Genomic DNA, 17,868 nt, shown 5'->3' with positions numbered 1-17,868 from the left:
CGCAAGGCCATGAAAAAAAGAATAAGTTTAATCGCAGCACTAGTGTTGGTTTTGGCATCATGTCAAAAAAAACAGGAGCCCGTTGAAGTCTCCCCGGAAGAACTCCATGCATCCGTGGACAAAGTGATCGAAATAATGATCCATGATATATTCTCACCTCCTGTGGCCAGTAGAATATTTGCGTACTCCAATATTGCGGCATACGAAATTATAGCCAAGAAAAACGAAAAATACAAGTCCTTGGCGGGTCAGGTTACCGATTTGAAAAGTATTCCAGAGCCAAAAAACAGTGAGAACATCAATTACGAAATGGCAGCCTTGATCGCTCACATGGATATTAGCAAAAGACTGATTTTTTCCGAAGAAAGAATGGAAAGCTTTAGGGACAGTCTCTATACCATTTGGATGGATAAAAACGAAACGGTTTTTAATGCCAGCAAGGAATACGGATTGGAAGTTGCTGACTTTGTCGGGGACTGGATGAACAAGGACAACTACAAGGAAACACGCACCATGCCTAAGTTTTCCGTGGACTCTGATGATCCATCGCGCTGGCAACCCACTCCCCCGGCCTACATGAACGGTATTGAACCGCATTGGGATAAAATCCGCCCATTCGCAATCGACTCGGCGCAGCAGTTCAAACCCATACCGCCACCGGAATTCTCCATGGAAGAAGACTCTGATTTTTACAAAGAGGTGATGGAGGTCTACGAAGTGAGAAAAAGCATGGTAGGCAAAGGAGATAAATCGGAAGAAATAGCCATTGCCCAGTTTTGGGATTGTAATCCTTATGTTTCCGTAACCCGCGGACATTTAATGTTCGCCACAAAGAAAATTACCCCGGGAGCTCACTGGATAGGCATTGCCAAAATAGCTTCGAGAAAAACAAATGCCGATTTTGCCAAAACGGTTTACGCTTACACCAAAACCTCCATTGCCATTGCAGACGCCTTTATAAGCTGTTGGGATGAAAAATACAGAAGTAATCTTATACGCCCGGAAACGGTAATCAACGAATATATTGATGACAGTTGGGAACCTGTGCTACAAACACCTCCGTTCCCAGAATATACAAGTGGGCACAGTGTAGTATCGGGGGCAGCGGCCATTGCCCTAACCGATATCTTCGGTGATAACTTTGCCTTTGACGACGACACCGAAGTAGCCTACGGTTTGCCCGTACGTTCCTTCACCTCTTTTAACCAAGCATCCGATGAGGCAGCATTGAGCCGAATGTATGGCGGTATCCATTACCGAGCGGCCATTGAGGTAGGGATTAAGCAAGGAAGGGATCTTGGGAAATTTATAGTGGACAAATTGGATATGACAAAAGGCTAATCCGTATTTTTGCTCCTTAGTTATGAAGAAGATTATTTCAATAATCCTAGCCCTTGTGGTGGGAGCAGTTTTGTGGTATCTATTTTTAAAGCCCCAGGATTATCAGGTCAATTTTGAGGCAAAAGCCATTCCGGGAACCCTATTCGAAACCGTAAAGGCTTGGAACCATGGTTTTGATTCCGTGGTCCCGGTGGAGTACATAAGCCCAAGCCATTTTAAGCAGACCATTGTAGTGAACGATTCTCTTCATGAGTACGAATGGAAGATAGACCGGGTACACGATTCGCTGAGTGAAGTTCAGGTAAATATCAAGGATACCTATAATTCCATTGGCAACAGGCTTGATATACCATTTTCCGATACGGATTTTGAAAAAGGCTCCAGAAAATTGCTTTTGGACTTCAACAGTTTTCTGAACGAACATCTTGAAGGATTCAACTATTCCATAGAAGGGGAAGCTGAGATATTTTCCTCATTTTGTGCTTGCGTCAAGCTAAAGACCACGCCCGAAAACAAGGCCAAAGGCATGATGGCCAACTATAGCTTCTTAGATGGCATCCTTGCCCAAAATGAAGTTCAACTAAATGGCCCTCCATTTGTAGAGGTGTTGGACTGGGATTTGGAAAACAATAGTCTTTCCTATAATTTTTGCAATCCCATCATCCGTTCGGAAAAACTTCCAAACCACCCTGATATTGAATACAAGCGCATCTTTAGTAAAAATGCCATTAAAGCGGTTTACCATGGAAACTATATCACTTCCGACCGCGCATGGTACGCACTATTGGATCATGCCAATGAAAATAATATCCCTGTAGAGAAAAAACCTATAGAGGTTTTCCATAATAACCCTAACATGGGTGGTAATGAGTTACAATGGACTACAGAGGTATATATGCCCATAAAAGAATCCGATGAATAAACTTGTCTTTGGTTTTTTTCTGATGGTGGTCCAAACTTGTGACCAAAAGACTTATTTGAGTGAATTGGATCCCTTATCCAAATTCCCCTCCGAGCTCAAAGAAGTCTCTGGGGTGGAAATTGCTGCTGATGGGAATATTTGGGTCATTGAAGATAGCGGGAACAAAGACAAAATATATAAGGTTGGCAGGGATGGTGACATCAAAGAATCCTTAAAGATAGACCACGCCAAAAACAGGGATTGGGAAGATTTGGCAAAAGATGTTAATGGCAACCTTTACATTGGTGATTTTGGCAACAATGATAATGAACGTAAGGATTTGCTCATTTACAAGATTCCCAAGGATGAAATGGGCAAAAAGGAGCCCAATGCCGACAAGATTGGGTTCAAATATCCACTGCAGAAAGATTTTCCACCTAAAAGAGACAGTTTATATTTTGATACCGAGGGCTTTTTTCATCTTAATGATTACCTCTACATTTTTACTAAAAACCGTACGAGGCCGTATAGTGGAGAAACCTTGGTTTATAGGGTTCCGGATAGAAAAGGTGAATACGAAGCTGAATTTTTGGGAACCCTCTTTTTATGTGCAGACCAAGACCATTGCTCGGTGACCAGCGCCGATATTTCCCCTAACGGAAACACCATTGCTCTGTTGAGCTATGGCTTCGTGTTTTTGCTCACCGATTTTAGTGCTCCCGATTTCAGCAAGTCATCTATCAAAATCATTGATTTAAACACCCCCACTCAGGTTGAATCGGTTTGCTTTGTGGATAACAAAACACTTCTTATCGCCGATGAAGAGAACAACCACGGAGGTAGAAGTCTTTATGAATTAAAGCTCGATTAAAACCCAAATCCAAGACCAAAGGCAAAGCGCAGGCCATCTGTACTGTTGAAAAGTCCAAGATTCGCAGATACTACATCGGCACCGTTCAAGAAAAATCCTCCTCCGTAAGAATTGTGCCATTTGTCTGATTCCTCCCCGGGAAACCACACACGGCCGTAATCAAAACCTCCATAAACCCCAGGATTTACAGGTAACAGCCCAGTTTTCACGCTTCTAAAACTGTATCGAAGGTCCGTGTTTTGAAAATATGCCGTTTTACCCGTAAATCGTTGAAAGCGAAATCCACGTAGACCATTATTGCCCCCTATACTGGCAGCTTGGTAAAACTCGTAGCCATCCCCAATGGTAAAATGCCCTTTGAACTTAGTCGCCAAAACCAAACGCCCATCAGCAGTTAACCTGTGGTCCATAGAAAATGAAGGGATTATATACCCAAACGATCTTGATGAATCATCCAGATTAGTTTTAAAACCACCTTCCAGCGAAAATCCCATTCCCAAAGTGGGAAACGCCTCGTTATCAGTATTGGAGTAACTATACACTGCATCGACCCCAAAGAAACTCAAATGGTTTTCTTCCCCATTTTCAATATAAAATTCATTGACGAACCTATTCTCCGTCTCTTCAATCTCAATATTTTCATAAGCTAGGCCCAACCTAACTTTAGACCCTAAAAATCCGCGCCAAACCAGGGAAGGCGCAAACTTCAAGGTCCGAACCCGTACCCTATTGTAGTCCAGCCCCAAGGGTTCATCATCGTCATTGTTTACCGTTTCATTCCCAAATCCGAAAAAATTACGGGTAAAGTTGGGACTGGTAAACCGAGCATGGACCTCAAGGTTGACCTTATTAAATATATGGGCAAACTCACCCCTGTACCCTAAATCAAATCCATCGGTAGCAAAATAATAGGCTGCGTTGAATGTATGTTGTTCTGTAAAGGGGTTTTTCCTGAATCCATTAAAGGTATAGGTATCGGTCAATCCTATTCTGACACCATCATCGGGATTGTAACCAATAGTGGGCAATAGTTGGTTATTGCTGCCTTTTACATTTAAAAATTCGTAGGTATTGGTATCGTAATCATCAATTAGGTTTATGTTCCCTCCATAGGCACCATCAAAAGTATTTTTCTTGCTCTTAAAGTCGTAAACGAACAATTTTTTGGGGTTTTCCGAGATTTTGTACACATCATTGTTTTGCCCCCCAGCTATACGCACCTTTATTTTTGATGTTTCCGTATCGGCATCGAACACATCATCATCATCCAAACCATAGATCCAAATTTCTTTTGTGTAATTGGGACTATACACTTTATTAAAGAACAAATCCGTGTATTCGCCTCCTTTTATTCGGTAAGCTTTCACCTCAACATCACCATTGGGCAAGGAAACTATGTTGAAATAATCATCTTTATCCGTTCCCCTAACCACGCTATATTTGTTTAATACGGCATAATAGTCCATTGCCGTTTGGACAAGTGTGTTTTTTCTGGCCAGAAGAATATTCTTGATCTCGGTCAAGGTTTCGTCCCTAACCTCTTCGGGAAAGGCCAAAAACGCATCGTCAATAATGTCGGCGTCCAAGTTTTGTTGAATAAACTTGGCTTGATCTATCCACACATCCAGATCCGTTTCAGACAATAGTGCCATATCCAAAGCGAATGTTCTAGGTGATGATGTAAATCCTTTTACGCTTCTTATTTTTTTGTGAAACCCTTCGAAAATACGTAGTGCAGGCACAGCTCTGGAGCCAAAATTCATGATAAGGCCGTCTCCCCAACGAGAAAATACCTGATCTCTATCTCTTGGAATTGGTTTATATACTTTATTGCCCTCTTCAGTTTCAAATTCGGCCCATCTCCATTGATCCACATGCCTATCCCAATCCCCAACGAGAATATCGAACAAGCGGGCCTTTACGTATTCTTTCTGGTCGATGCTATACTCCTCATCCTCCCTCAACTTATCCATGAGGTCATACGTACTTTCAATTTTTTTTGTGTAGCCAAAGCTTTCCAAATTGTCATGGCCATCCGAAACATGCTCCTCGATCATATAAAGCATATCCCCAAACTCCTTGTTAAAGTCTCCCAAAACGGATTGCTTGGGCACATAATACAGCTTAGGATTGGTATGGTACATGCCCAGCGCATCAGAAAGTTTACCTATGGTAAAAGGAGCGTACGGATGCGCCCCCGTATATAGGTCCAGCAATAATTTTTCCGTATAGGTACCCGAAAACTGGCCAATAATGTACTGATCTTGGAAGGCAATGGCCTGAAGGTACCTTTCGGCACTTTTCCGCAATCCCCGCATCACATATTCCCTACCCTCCTTATCAGCTAATCTCAAAGAATTGGATTGATTGCCCCCTCCCTTTCTTACAACGGTCAAACCTCCAAAAAGGGTATCCAAACGTACGGTAGGCGCCTTTACCTTGGTGGCGTAGTATTTTCTGTACCGCTCTCCCCACAACCATTTATGAAAACCACTTTTTTTAATCTCTTCGGGAGCATAAACGGATGCCATTTTGTACGCTGGAAAATCACTGGGCAATTCCACTGGTTTTGTAGACCTATCTGCTGGAAGTACTTCGGTTTGATACAATAAGGTAGTTGAATTGGTATCTGCCCCATAAAACCCCACCTGAGACGAACCGTCTTTGTACACCTTCAAAATGGCGTATCCATTTTTTCCTGTTGAAAACTTGCTTCCGTTCAATAATCGGGTTGACCCGGTTTTTGCACCAGAACCACTTACAATTTGTGGTTTTCCGTACTCCTCAATATACTGTAGTGTGTGCTCGTGCCCAGAAGCAAAGATAATCTTGTCCGAATATTGTGAAAGAGTTACGATCCTATTCTTTAACTCATTGTACTTTTTATTGGAAAGATCTTCTATTGTGGCGCCCGAAGTTTTTCTCAGAAGGTTGATTGCGGTTCCCAAAATGGGCATGGGTACTTTGCCCCCGCTGGGATACATGCCTTGCTCGAATGAAAATTGACCACCATGCGAACCATAGGAAAACATAGGGTGATGCATTGCTATGACCACTGTTTTATCCCTGTTCTTTTTGATCAGGCTTTCCAGTTCTTCAAAAAAACGCCCCCTGTCCTTTATTTCACATTCATCGTTGATGCTCGGATGCTTGTCCCAATCGACAAGGTACCATTCCGTATCAATGGCAATGACCATAACTTTATCATTGATTTCTATTTTTTCAATGGGGCATCCATTCTCCGGTTGAAAAGCGTCGTTGTTGTCCAATACATCTTCAACATATTTTTCTTCCCGTTTGAGCCCATCCAACCCATCGCTGTACCAGTCGTGGTTCCCAGGAATAAAAATGGTATTCCCTTTAAAGGATTCCAAAGTGGCCAACTGTGCATCCAAATAGTGTTTGGAGCGTTCATGGCCTACAGGGTCATCGTCCTTGTCCACAAATCCGGCAGGATATATGTTATCTCCCAAAAAAATGGCCGTACTGTTTCTATCGGCAGCATCAAGAACTTTTTTAAACTTTTTTAAGGTAGGGTTCAATTCACCCATTGGGGATTTACCCGCATCTCCAATCAAATAAAAGGTATGTTCAACCTCTTTTTCAACTAGGGCGGCATTCGCATAAAAAGGCGCTGCATATTTTGTTTCGTAGGTCGCACAACCGGACGCCAAAACAATCAAAAAAACCAGCAAGTAATGTTTCTTCATATCCACGAGGTTGATTCCAAAATTTTGTAATTTGGATAATTCAAACATACAGCCATGTCGGAAATTGTTGAAAACACCAAACACTTCGTTTCTAAACTGTTAACGGAAGAGCTTGACCCCAGGTTCTTGTACCACAACTTGCGACATACCCAACGAGTGGTCAAAAGTACTAAAGAATTACTCAATTACTACAAACTGGAGAGGGTTGAAAACGAAAGGTTATTGTTGGCTGCTTGGTTCCACGATGTTGGCCATGTAAAAGGCTGGAAAGACCATGAGGAAAATAGCTGTGAAATTGCCAGGAATTTTCTTGGCAAAAATGACTACGATCCCGAAGGCATTGAGCAAGTCTGCTCCTTGATCATGGTTACAAAAATGTGCAACGAACCCACCAACCTTATGGAAGGTATTATCCGTGATGCCGATATATCCCATTTTGCAAAAAAAAGCTACTGGGAAACCACGGATTTTTTAAAGGAAGAACTCAGAGAATTGGGCATTGCTGATTATTCCGCTAAAGAATGGCGGGACAAAAACATTAAAATGTTCCGAACAAAGCATAATTTTTTTACCGATTATGCCAAGGAGAATTGGGAGGAAGGAAAGCAACAGAATCTAAAGAAGCTCCTAAAAGAAAAGAAGGAAGAAAAAAAGATTGCCAAAAAAGAAGCTCTAAAGGCAAAATACAAAAGTGAGAGTCCGGACAGAAGTGTGCAGACTTTGTACAGGGTCACTTTAAGAAACCACCTTAAACTGAGTGATATTGCCGATACAAAAGCGAATATTTTATTGTCCGTCAATGCCATTATAATTTCGTTGGTGCTGGCCAACTTGCTCACCAAACTGGACAACCCATCAAACACATATATGATCTACCCCACATTTATATTGATCATGTTCAGTGTTGTTTCCATGGTCCTATCCGTTTTGGCCACACGACCAAATATTACAAGTGGTAAGTTTACTAAAGAGGATGTGGAAAATAAGAGGGTAAACCTGCTGTTTTTTGGCAACTTCCATAAAATGGAGCTTGAAGAATATGAATGGGCCTTGCAAGAGCTTGTCAAGGACAAAGATTACGTGTATTCCTCACTTACCAAGGACCTTTATTATTTGGGTATTGTCCTGAACAGAAAATACAAGATACTTCGGATTACCTACAATATTTTTATGATAGGCATGATTATCTCCGTAATTTCCTTTGGGATTGCCTTTCGGTTTTTTGGCCCCGATAGGCTTTTGTTCTAAGTCTTAGGAGCTCAGTTCCTCCATAAGGTCATCGTAGGTATAGGTGCGCTCGGATTTTTTATCTTTTTGATATAAAATCTCTGCCCTGATGGCCTTTAACCCAGATACACCTTGTACACCCTCCAACTCTACAATTTCGATATTGTTGGTAAAATACCCTTTTGCCTTTAAAAAGCTGATGTAGCGCATATACTCCTTTTCATCCTTGCGCTGTGAGTATACAATGGCAAGTTTGCCTTTTTGCGTAAGACGTTCATTGGTGCCTTTTATAAAGGACTTGTCTATACGTTTTTTAATGACTTCGTATCTGGCATTGTAGGTGCCATCAACATCAAAACGCTTTTCATCCATTCTAAAGCGGATAGCCAACGAGGTACTATATACCAAAACCAATGATGCCACATCCAACTTAACTGGCAGGTGCGGTTTTAGGCTGTAGTATTTGTTCTCCATTTCGCACATTACCTGGAGCTGCCACAACCTTAGGTTGCTCAAAAAAAGTTCGTTGAACTCCTTATCCTTGGTTATGGATTTTCCAATGTACATATTGTGTTCCACACCATCGGTTTTGTAACGCTCAAAATAGTGCGGGAACATCTCTTGGGCTTCTTCCTGTCTTTTGTCCAGAAGAGCTGCGAGTTTCATGTTGGCCTCCATCACACTGTTGTCGTAGTTTCTACGATGATCATAATAGCTTTCGGTGGCCTTGTCAATCTTCTCGTTGTATTTTTCCAGTAAACCGGCAATTTCGGCATCTTCTTTTTGAAGATGGTCAAAAACGGGGTCCACTTCTTCTTTCACAAAATCAAAAACGGCCTGTTCGGTGTGCGTAAACAAGGCTTCTTTTACCTCATTCAAATAATTGTTTACCCGAAACATCAATTCCTCATAGATGGGCAGCTTGTATTTTTTAAAAGCAATCTCCAGTACATCATTGATTTCTGACAGTTGGATCATAAGATCTCTTTGTATGGCTAGATTGCGCTCTTGCGCAGAGTCTTTGATGTCAATCTGTCCATATAAAGGATACACATCCTTGAAAACAATTTCCTTGAACACAGGTTCGTTGCCGGTCAACTCATCTGCCATAAACCGTTTGGTCTCTTCTTGGAACTTCCAATACACGGATGGGTGCACGGAAGTACATTCGTGCTGGATCACGGCATCGATCAAGTTCTCCTCTTCCTCAATGGTTCGCATTACGGCCGCAACAATGTATGGCATTACATCATCCAGCTTGTTTGCATTAACACTGTTGAGCTCGTTCACTTTGCCGGATACCAGCTCCAGTACCCCCAATAAGTTTCCATTTACGGCAATCGGGGCCAAAATAGCACTTTTAATGCCTTGCTCCATCAGGCTTTTATAGGGCTGGGTCTCTCCTTTTGATCCTTCAAAATATTTTTCGACATTGGATATGGCGAAGTATTTGTTTTCTTTGAACAGCTTATCATGGGTATAATTGCAGAACATGGAATCACAATCTTCCATATCCTTGCCATTGAGGATGTAACTTTCCATTCCCTTGCCATATATCTTAAAAAAGCGATTGGCGCTGGAATCGTACCCAGAAAAACCCACTTTTATATCGCTAAGATTAAAAAAGGACCTAAAGGTATCTTCAAAGCTCTCCATAAAAGTCGTATTTCCCCTTTGGGCGCGACCTATCAAAGTTGACTTTATCTCCGAAACAGAATGTTCGGTAGTTACATCGAACATATTGGAAATAACAAAACCTTTGGCAATAAAGCTATTTGGCGGAATTTTCTCTTTCCAAATATCCAGATTGTAAAAATTGTCCAACAACTCATCCACATCATCTTGAGAAAGCTCCTTTGCCTTTTCGGTTGGAATGATTTCCATAAAATCCGCATTGTACAAAATCCTGTACCTGCGCATCACCCCATTGGTATCCGGTATGTCGTAAAAGAAAGGACGTTTAAAGTCCAATTTAAAACCGTAATAAAACTGGAGGATTACAGCACATCTCATAATGTAATCGAACTCCCTGGGAATATTGGTTATTTCAAGGTCAAAATCCTCCCCGGCATCCTTCAATATTTGGCGAAAACGCTCGGATGAATTGAACACCAAGTTCTCAAAAGGAGTAGATGCGGTTTTAATTTCATTTTTTGTCAAAATCGGAGAAAAAGAATCTTCCAAAATAATTCGGATAACATCCTTGTATTTATCCAATAAGGACAAATCGGTAAAACCATCCCTCAACTCTGGGAAGGGCGCCTGAGTATCCAGCACATATTTTGCCCTTTCGGCAATATGCGGATTGGAGCTTTCCAATTGCTCATCGTAATGTTCCAACAACTTATTGAAACTTACAAGTTGAACCAGAGGGCTTTCCGAATTGAGGTTGTGCTTCATACCCTTGTTAGTCGAGGTTTAGACATCAAAGTTACAAAAAGTAAAAATGCGGGGCCATTAATGGATATCTTTATGGACAAATCGTCATTTTTAAGGATATTTAACAAAAACTTTTTCATGTCCTCTTCTACCCGATTAGACCGAGCCTATAAAAACGCGAAGACCGTTTCGTTCGATGAGGGTTCCAAATTCATTTTCTTTAGTGATTGTCATCGCGGGGACAACAGTTTTGCAGACGATTTTGCCAATAACCGGAACATTTACTTCCACGCACTGAACCATTACTACCGTGAAGGCTTTCATTACATTGAACTGGGCGATGGTGACGAACTTTGGGAAAATATAAGTTTTGACTCGATCATTGAAGCGCACAAAAATGTGTACCAACTTTTGCGAAGATTCCATTTGGAGAAACGACTCCACATGCTATGGGGCAACCACGATATGGTGTATCGGGACCCTGATTATGTGGCCGAACATCTTTCGCATTATTTTGAGCCTATTGATGGCTCGGACAAAGAGCTTTTTGAAGACATTACATACCATGAAGCCCTTATTTTAAAGCATTCGGATACCGGTCAAGAAATTTTTTGCGTCCATGGCCACCAAGCAGATTGGTGGAACTATGTGTGCTGGCGTATTGGTCGATTTTTGGTTCGGGTTTTATGGAAGCCGCTCCAAGTCGTGGGCATTGCAGACCCTACCAGCCCTGCCAAAAACTACAAAGAGCTAATTCGTATTGAAAAGCGCATAAAACGATGGATTTTGAAGAAAAACCTGCTCATCACCCTTGCGGGACATACGCATAGGCCACGGTTTCCGGAACCGGGCCAAATTCCCTTTTTTAACGATGGTAGCTGTGTTCACCCGAGGAGCATCACGGGCTTAGAGATTGAAAAGGGTGAAATCTCCCTGATTAAATGGCACATTGACACCAAACCCGATGGAACTCTTCAAATTGTACGGGTTTTATTGGAAGGACCGGAAAAACTATCGGACTACATCTTCCATTGAACATGGAAAACCTTAACACCATACTTGATCAAATTCCCATTAGGCACGACCTTGCGTCGCACATTATGCTTTTGGGCATTGTTCAAGGCTTTTTCTTGGCCCTAGTTATTTTTTTGAGGTCTAAATGGAAATCGGCCATCAATTCGTTTGGTTGGTCGCTTTTGATACAATGTCTGGTCTTTTTGGATGTCTACCTCTGTTACACCGGCCTCATCAAACATATAATCCACCTGAATGATTCCACCGAATTTTTGGTGCTCCTTATTACTCCGACCCTTTATTTTTTCCTGTATACTTTATTGGAACGAAAGCCCATCACCCTAAAAAAGCATTGGCCCCATTTTGTTTTGCCCGTACTGTATGCCGTTTCACAGGTCAACTATTATTTGGGTCCCATTCAGGTAAAGCTTAACGCCTATTTGGGCGCTTACCACCGAGATCTGGGCTTTGTGGACATTCCTGGAAACATGAATTATTCCTACCACTTCATCAAAGACCAGTTTAGGTGGTTGGTGCTTTTCAGTTTTGCATTTTACTTGGTGCTGTCCCTTTTATTGGTGATAAAAACTAGAAAACGGGGGTGGACGTCACCCAAAAACATAAAAGTGGACAAGTATATTTTTTCCAGGAACACAGTTGCTTTTTTTATGGTGCTGATGCTGACCTTCCTTTTCATTTTTCTAAACTACGAGGACGATGGCGGTGATCATTTTATTGGTATCGTGCAGACGGTCACCATTTTTATCACTTCCTTTTTTATGCTGTCGGAATCCCGCTTTTTTGAAAAATCTTGGATTGCCGATAAATATGAGACCCTCGCCAACAATTCCATCAAATTTGAAACCATTGAAAGTTTTATATCCGAAGCCCACTACTATGCCCATCAAAATATAAGTTTAAAAAAAGTAGCTGAGGAACTGGACACCAACAGCAATATCGTTTCCAAATTGATCAATTCCGAAACAGGAAGCAACTTCAACGACTACATCAACCAAAAAAGAATTGCATTGGCCCAACAAAGATTATTGGATGATGCATTTAAACAGCTTACGGTGGAGGCCATTGGGCAATCCGTAGGGTTCAAATCCAAATCCGCCTTTTACAATGCTTTTAAAAAGCATGCTGGACAATCGCCTTCCGCATTTATGAAGCAAAAAGGAGTGTAATTTCTCCATAATTGCAATTCTGGACGTTTCCCGAACCAAAAAACTACTTTGTTTTATCGGCACTTTTCATCTTTGGAAAAAATTTTAGGATGAAAACTACCATTAGGCGTTACGATTTGGATTGGCTGCGGGTCATTGTATTCGGGCTTCTTATTTTTTACCACGTAGGAATGTTTTTTGTACCGTGGGGCTGGCATATAAAAAACAACGAAATATACGATTGGCTTCGCTGGCCCATGTTGTTCTTGAACCAATGGCGCTTGCCCATACTTTTTGTGATATCCGGCATGGGAACCTACTACGCTTTGGGTAAAAGAAGCATGGGCAAATTTGTGTGGGAACGTTTTCTCCGTTTGGGAATTCCCTTAGTTGTAGGTATGATTTTGATTGTGCCGCCACAAGTATATTTTGAACGGCTGGTGGAGGGGACGTTTTCAGGCTCTTACTGGGAATATTTTACCACCGTTGCTTTTGATGGCGTCTACCCCGAAGGTAATTTGAGCTGGCACCACCTATGGTTTTTGCCTTACCTCTTGGTCTTTTCGTGGGTTTTGACACCCCTTTTCGTTTATCTAAGAAAACATAAAACCCGTTTTATTGAATGGGTCAAACATTTGATTCAAAAACCATGGGGCATTTATCTATTTGTTATACCACTTTATCTTGTTGAATCCTTGGTGGAACCCTTTTTCCCGATTACTCATGCCCTGGTAGATGATTGGTTCAACTTCATATTTAGTATAATCCTGTTCTTTTATGGCTTTGTTCTAATAGGCACAGGTGATGTTTTTTGGCAAATATTGGCCAAAGTAAAGAAAAAAGCGCTGACTTTGGGGGTAATCGGGTTTTCTAGTCAGGTAATTATCTGGTTGTTTTTTGAAGATGGTTACGTAATCCATTTTACGGAAGCCCTTTTAAAAGTGGTGAATATATGGTCTTGGATACTGGTGCTTTTCGCCTATGCTGCCAAATACCTGAACAAGCCCAGCAAAGGAATCGCCTATGCAAACAGGGCCGTTTATCCCTTCTATATTTTGCACCAGACCATTACTGTTGGCATTGCCTATTATTTGAGGAATTTGGATTGGGGATTGGTACCTAAAACATGTGTATTGGTGGTTGGGACATTTGGCATCAGTTGGCTCATCTACGATCTCGTTATTTTAAGGGTTCCTTTGTTGCATCCGCTATTTGGTTTAAAAGGAAGGAGCAAAAGAAAGCCTGCAGATTAACGATTTAACTTCAATTTATAATGCTGATGGCAAGGTATTTGCTAAATTTATATTTGGATTATTGCCTTTGTTACCATGAAAAAGAGAGTTTTTGTTTTATTGGGAATCATTCTTTTCACCTTGCCCATGTTCGCACAGGGTGACTTGCCCACCACGCGACCATTGAAGATTGGCGACAATAACAAACTAGATGTAAAAGCAAGCAACCAAGGTACTTTACTTCGTATGCCTTCGGTACTGGATGAAAACCTAACCTCCAAAAACGAAAAGCCCGGTGTTAAAATGTTGCCGGACAGGGAACTTTTACAAGCGGGTCACGATATGGTAATCGACCCCAAAGTGATGGAAAAAAGGGAAAAAGGTGCCAACGAACATTTTGGCGATCAATATTTGGGAGACTTCAAAACCACCGCAAAATTTGTGGGCATCGTTGCCAGGGACCACGAGTACGTGGATGGCGACCGTATCAAAATTTATGTAAACGGAGAAGCGGTAGAATACAATATGCTTTTATCAGGTTCCTTTAAAGGAATTAACCTTGATTTAGTGGAAGGATTCAACCGCGTAGAGTTTGAAGCCCTCAACCAAGGTTCTTCAGGTCCAAACACTGCACAAGTAGTGGTGACAGATGATAAAGGCGTGGTTATCCACAACAACCGCTGGAACCTTTCCACAGGCTCAAAGGCCAGCCTAGTTATTGTTAAGGAAGAAGATAGCGACATAGAAAAGAACAACTAAAACTCCCTCAATAGTCCTCGCCAGGTGAATACGCCACTTTCGCACGTTTTAGCACATCCGCTTTGTAATACGCAGCATCTTTAAATTCCATATCGGCGTAGCGTTGTGCCTGATCATTAAAGTGTGGTGATTCAGGGTCTCCGCTTTGTCCACCTGCCAGCATGGTCTTTGCCTTTACTTTATCACCAAATTCCACCACGGCCACAAAACTGTTGCCACGGGTACCGTAAATCTTTTTGGTATTGTTATCGTATCGTGCACCGTAAGCCGCGAGTGCACCCCAACGGCCACTGGCAAAACCGATTGGAATACTTGGTTTGGCATCATCAAAAGCTTGGCGAATATCCCCATTTAAACGTTGGTATCGGTTTACTTCGCCCCAAGGCATTTTCCATGTTCCGAAATCGGTTTCCAATCTATCCAATGTTTCCTTTAGAAAATTTATTTTTTTCTGATTGTCCCATTCATCACCCCAATATGCCACCCATTGCATGGAATACATACCTTCCGGCCTTTCTGCTTTTGAATAACATAAGGTTCCATAATAATGGGCCAAAGTCATGGCGATGGAATCTTTGGATGTTGTATAATCCCAGTTCCGTAAAGCTTCAATGGCTTCTTCTAATTCTGGGGTTGGATTTGCATCATACGCTCTCACTAACCCGGGAATCAATGCCTCAAAAGCGGGTAAATAGGGGTCATGGGCCATTTCAATAAGGCTGTCCAAGGTGTAACCCCTACTTCCGGTCAACAATTTAACGGCGTGGATACCTCTAAAGTTTTCTTGGTCTCTGGACATGTATTTTGGATAGTCTTCTCGCTTTGGACTGAACTCAAGGGCCGAAGTAAAAGGAGTGGAGTTACAATTTTGAATCCAACCATTTGCTGGGTTCAGCACCAAAATATTTTCATCTACGGTATGCAATCCTTGCCAATCCGTTGTGGGGTTGCTCCCATCCACCGGTTGGGTATAATCAAATATAGTGTCTCGTTTTGGTACAAAATTTCCGTGGAAATAGGCAATATTTCCTTCAGCATCGGCATACACGGTATTGTTGGAGGAGTTGGTTCGGATATCCATCATCTCCCTAAAACCATCATAATCATCCTGCTTGGTTCGGATGTAGGATTGCTCCAATGCCTTTACGGGTTCCCACATCATCGCCGATGCGGTCCATTGATCGCCCACTTGATGCGTTATCGGACCATGATGCGTTCGGTACATGGGGAATGTCTTTTCTTTTATACTTTCGCCATCTTTGTACTTCAAGGTTACTTTGCTGGAATCCACGGGGCGTAATTCCTCTCCATATTGATAAAACAGCTTCCCATCATTTTTTACAATGGTCTCTTTGAACTCGTCCATTACATCGGTATAGGTTGATGTGTGCATCCACCCCGTTTTTTCGTTGAAGCCTTGGTACACAAAAAACTGACCCCAGGTGACAGCGCCGTAGGCATTCAACCCTTCTTCGCTCACCACATGCACCTCGCCCCTAAAATAAAATGAGGTATGCGGATTGATCAAAAGCATGGCATTGCCCGATTCGGTCAAATCCCCTGAAATGGCAATTCCATTGGAGCCTTGTGGTTCGGCCATTTCCTCTTCTTTCTTGAGTTGAAGGGCTTCCTTTTCGGGCAATTCCATCCCGCTTTCGTAAAAACTCTTGATTTTTCGCGTGGAAATACGCTCAATATCCCCTCCTATGGAACCTTCGCTAAAATACATTGGCATCCAAGGTTCAAAACGGGTCAGCAGTTTGGGTTTAACCTCGGGGTGAGTATGTAGGTAATAATTGATGCCATCCGCAAAGGCATTACAAAGCTCCTTTAACCATTCGGGGCTTTTTTCATAATTGGCCTTGGCCTCTTCTTCTGTCATAAACAGTTTTGCACGTAAATCACTGTACAAGGCATCTTCTCCTTCAACTTCGGCCAAACGACCTGTGGCCCAGATATAATTTTGCTCAACCCGGTTAAAATCATCTTCACATTGAGCATACAACAATCCAAAAACAGCATCGGCATCGGTTTTTCCATAAATGTGCGGCACTCCGAAATCATCTCGGATAATCGTTATGTTTTCAGCTTGTGCTTCCCATTCTTCAACTTCGGATTGAGGTTGTTCGGAACAGGATAAAAACAATAAAAGTAGGGCAAGGATTGTAATTCTCATCACGGGGATTGGTTTAGTTAGTTTTGTGAAAATACGTTAATTACAAAACAATTACCAACTTCCGCTGGCTCCGCCACCACCAGAACTTCCCCCGCCACCGGAAAAACTGCTGGACGAACTACCACCGGATCTGGAACCGAAGGAATGGCTCCCTGAGGACGAAAAGGTCTTGCTCATATAGTCTTTGTCGGATTTAAAAAATGATAGTTTAAAATCCTCATTGCCTTTTTTTCTGATTTTTATTGCGACCAATATGATGGTTAGACAAACAAAAGCGGCAAAAATAAAGAGCACCCAAGAAAAATCTTTGACCAATCCGCTAAACAAGTCATCAAAACCAAGCAATAGTGCCATAAAAAATAGTGGCATTCCTATAAAAACCAATCCAAAAATTAGGGGAAGCATCATAAAAGCGGCCATTAATATACCTTTAACTACCGCTAACTTTCCTATAAACATCCCACGTATGATCTCAATAAGAGTGGAATAGCCCTTATAAAGAACAAATCCTCCCGCTGCAATAAACATCAATAAAAACAAGCCTATTACCACCAACATCCACCATGGCATTTCGTTTTCTTCCTCAATCTCCTTTTTAAACTCTTCCAAGGCTCCTGGATTGTTCAAAAATTCAATGATTTGGTCCGTGGCACCATCCAATCCGCTGAAGTAATTTTCTTCCTTAAATCTGGGAATCATGGTATTTCGGATAATCCGAGAAGCGACAGCATCTGTTATATAAGGCTCCAAACCGTACCCGACCTCAATGCGGACTTCCCTATCCAGTTTTGAGAAAAGAATCAGAATACCATTGTCCTTCCCCTCCTGCCCCAATTTATTTTGGTTAAAGACCTCAAGGGCGTATTGTTCAATGGTTTCGTTACCCAACTCATCTATCGTCAAAACCACCAATTGATTGGTAGTCTCCGACTCAAATTGATAAAGTTTGGTTCGAAGCGCCTCAAGTTGCGGCTGGGAAAATATCCTGGCATTGTCCGTAACAATTTCAGTCAATTTTGGGTACTCCTTTTGAGCAAAGCACATGGAGAAAATCAAAAACAAAAGACCGAACAATTTCGCTTTTAGCATAAT

12 protein-coding genes are annotated in these 17,868 nt (G+C 41.9%); 8 read left to right on the top strand and 4 right to left on the bottom strand.

Annotated elements, in window-relative coordinates:
• Positions 1-9 precede the first annotated feature (9 nt).
• From AC13CC_RS06315 to AC13CC_RS06305, 3 genes are read left to right on the top strand one after another with little or no spacing between them, the layout of a single operon-like run.
• Complete coding sequence (locus tag AC13CC_RS06315) at positions 10-1,341, top strand: vanadium-dependent haloperoxidase (RefSeq protein WP_482877338.1); 1,332 nt, start codon at positions 10-12, stop codon at positions 1,339-1,341.
• A 22-nt stretch (positions 1,342-1,363) separates the two neighbouring features.
• Complete coding sequence (locus AC13CC_RS06310) at positions 1,364-2,263, top strand: GyrI-like domain-containing protein (RefSeq protein WP_482877337.1); 900 nt, start codon at positions 1,364-1,366, stop codon at positions 2,261-2,263.
• 55 nt (positions 2,264-2,318) lie between these two features.
• Positions 2,319-3,113 carry a hypothetical protein gene (locus AC13CC_RS06305; protein ID WP_326277524.1) on the top strand — a complete coding sequence of 265 codons (795 nt, stop codon included), beginning with the start codon at positions 2,319-2,321 and terminating at the stop codon, positions 3,111-3,113.
• Here AC13CC_RS06305 and AC13CC_RS06300 read toward each other — a convergent pair.
• Positions 3,110-6,823, bottom strand: a complete 3,714-nt coding sequence (locus AC13CC_RS06300) for a metallophosphoesterase (RefSeq protein ID WP_482877335.1) — start codon at positions 6,821-6,823, stop codon at positions 3,110-3,112. The two genes, AC13CC_RS06305 and AC13CC_RS06300, sit on opposite strands and share 4 nt — an antisense overlap.
• A 54-nt stretch (positions 6,824-6,877) precedes the next feature.
• Between AC13CC_RS06300 and AC13CC_RS06295 the strand changes: the two genes are divergently transcribed.
• Positions 6,878-8,071 carry a Pycsar system effector family protein gene (locus AC13CC_RS06295; RefSeq protein ID WP_326277522.1) on the top strand — a complete coding sequence of 398 codons (1,194 nt, stop codon included), beginning with the start codon at positions 6,878-6,880 and terminating at the stop codon, positions 8,069-8,071.
• A gap of 3 nt (positions 8,072-8,074) precedes the next feature.
• On the opposite strand, the gene AC13CC_RS06290 is transcribed toward AC13CC_RS06295, so the two are convergent.
• Positions 8,075-10,450 carry a GAF domain-containing protein gene (locus AC13CC_RS06290; RefSeq protein ID WP_482877333.1) on the bottom strand — a complete coding sequence of 792 codons (2,376 nt, stop codon included), beginning with the start codon at positions 10,448-10,450 and terminating at the stop codon, positions 8,075-8,077.
• A 117-nt stretch (positions 10,451-10,567) separates the two neighbouring features.
• On the opposite strand from AC13CC_RS06290, the gene AC13CC_RS06285 reads away from it, so the two are divergent.
• From AC13CC_RS06285 to AC13CC_RS06270, 4 genes are all read left to right on the top strand, one after another.
• Positions 10,568-11,464, top strand: coding sequence for a metallophosphoesterase (locus AC13CC_RS06285; protein WP_326277519.1), 897 nt, complete (start codon positions 10,568-10,570; stop codon positions 11,462-11,464).
• Positions 11,465-11,466: 2 nt separating this feature from the next.
• Entirely contained in the window at positions 11,467-12,630 is a 1,164-nt protein-coding gene (locus AC13CC_RS06280) for a helix-turn-helix domain-containing protein (protein ID WP_482877331.1), read from the top strand.
• Between the two features lie 89 nt (positions 12,631-12,719).
• Positions 12,720-13,862, top strand: a complete 1,143-nt coding sequence (locus tag AC13CC_RS06275) for an acyltransferase family protein (RefSeq protein WP_482877330.1) — start codon at positions 12,720-12,722, stop codon at positions 13,860-13,862.
• Positions 13,863-13,937: 75 nt separating this feature from the next.
• The gene (locus tag AC13CC_RS06270; protein WP_326277515.1) at positions 13,938-14,600 is read left to right on the top strand and encodes a hypothetical protein; all 663 of its coding nucleotides are present in this window, start codon (positions 13,938-13,940) and stop codon (positions 14,598-14,600) included.
• 7 nt (positions 14,601-14,607) lie between these two features.
• On the opposite strand, the gene AC13CC_RS06265 is transcribed toward AC13CC_RS06270, so the two are convergent.
• Positions 14,608-16,776, bottom strand: a complete 2,169-nt coding sequence (locus AC13CC_RS06265) for an acylase (RefSeq protein ID WP_482877328.1) — start codon at positions 16,774-16,776, stop codon at positions 14,608-14,610.
• 51 nt (positions 16,777-16,827) lie between these two features.
• On the bottom strand, positions 16,828-17,865 hold the full coding sequence (locus tag AC13CC_RS06260) for a TPM domain-containing protein (protein ID WP_482877326.1): 1,038 nt from the start codon (positions 17,863-17,865) through the stop codon (positions 16,828-16,830).
• Between the last annotated feature and the right edge of the window lie 3 nt (positions 17,866-17,868).

This window comes from Flagellimonas sp. L-11 (assembly GCF_056857735.1).
The sequence above is the reverse complement of the archived record's forward strand: the minus strand, read 5'-3'. Positions and strand labels throughout refer to the sequence as shown.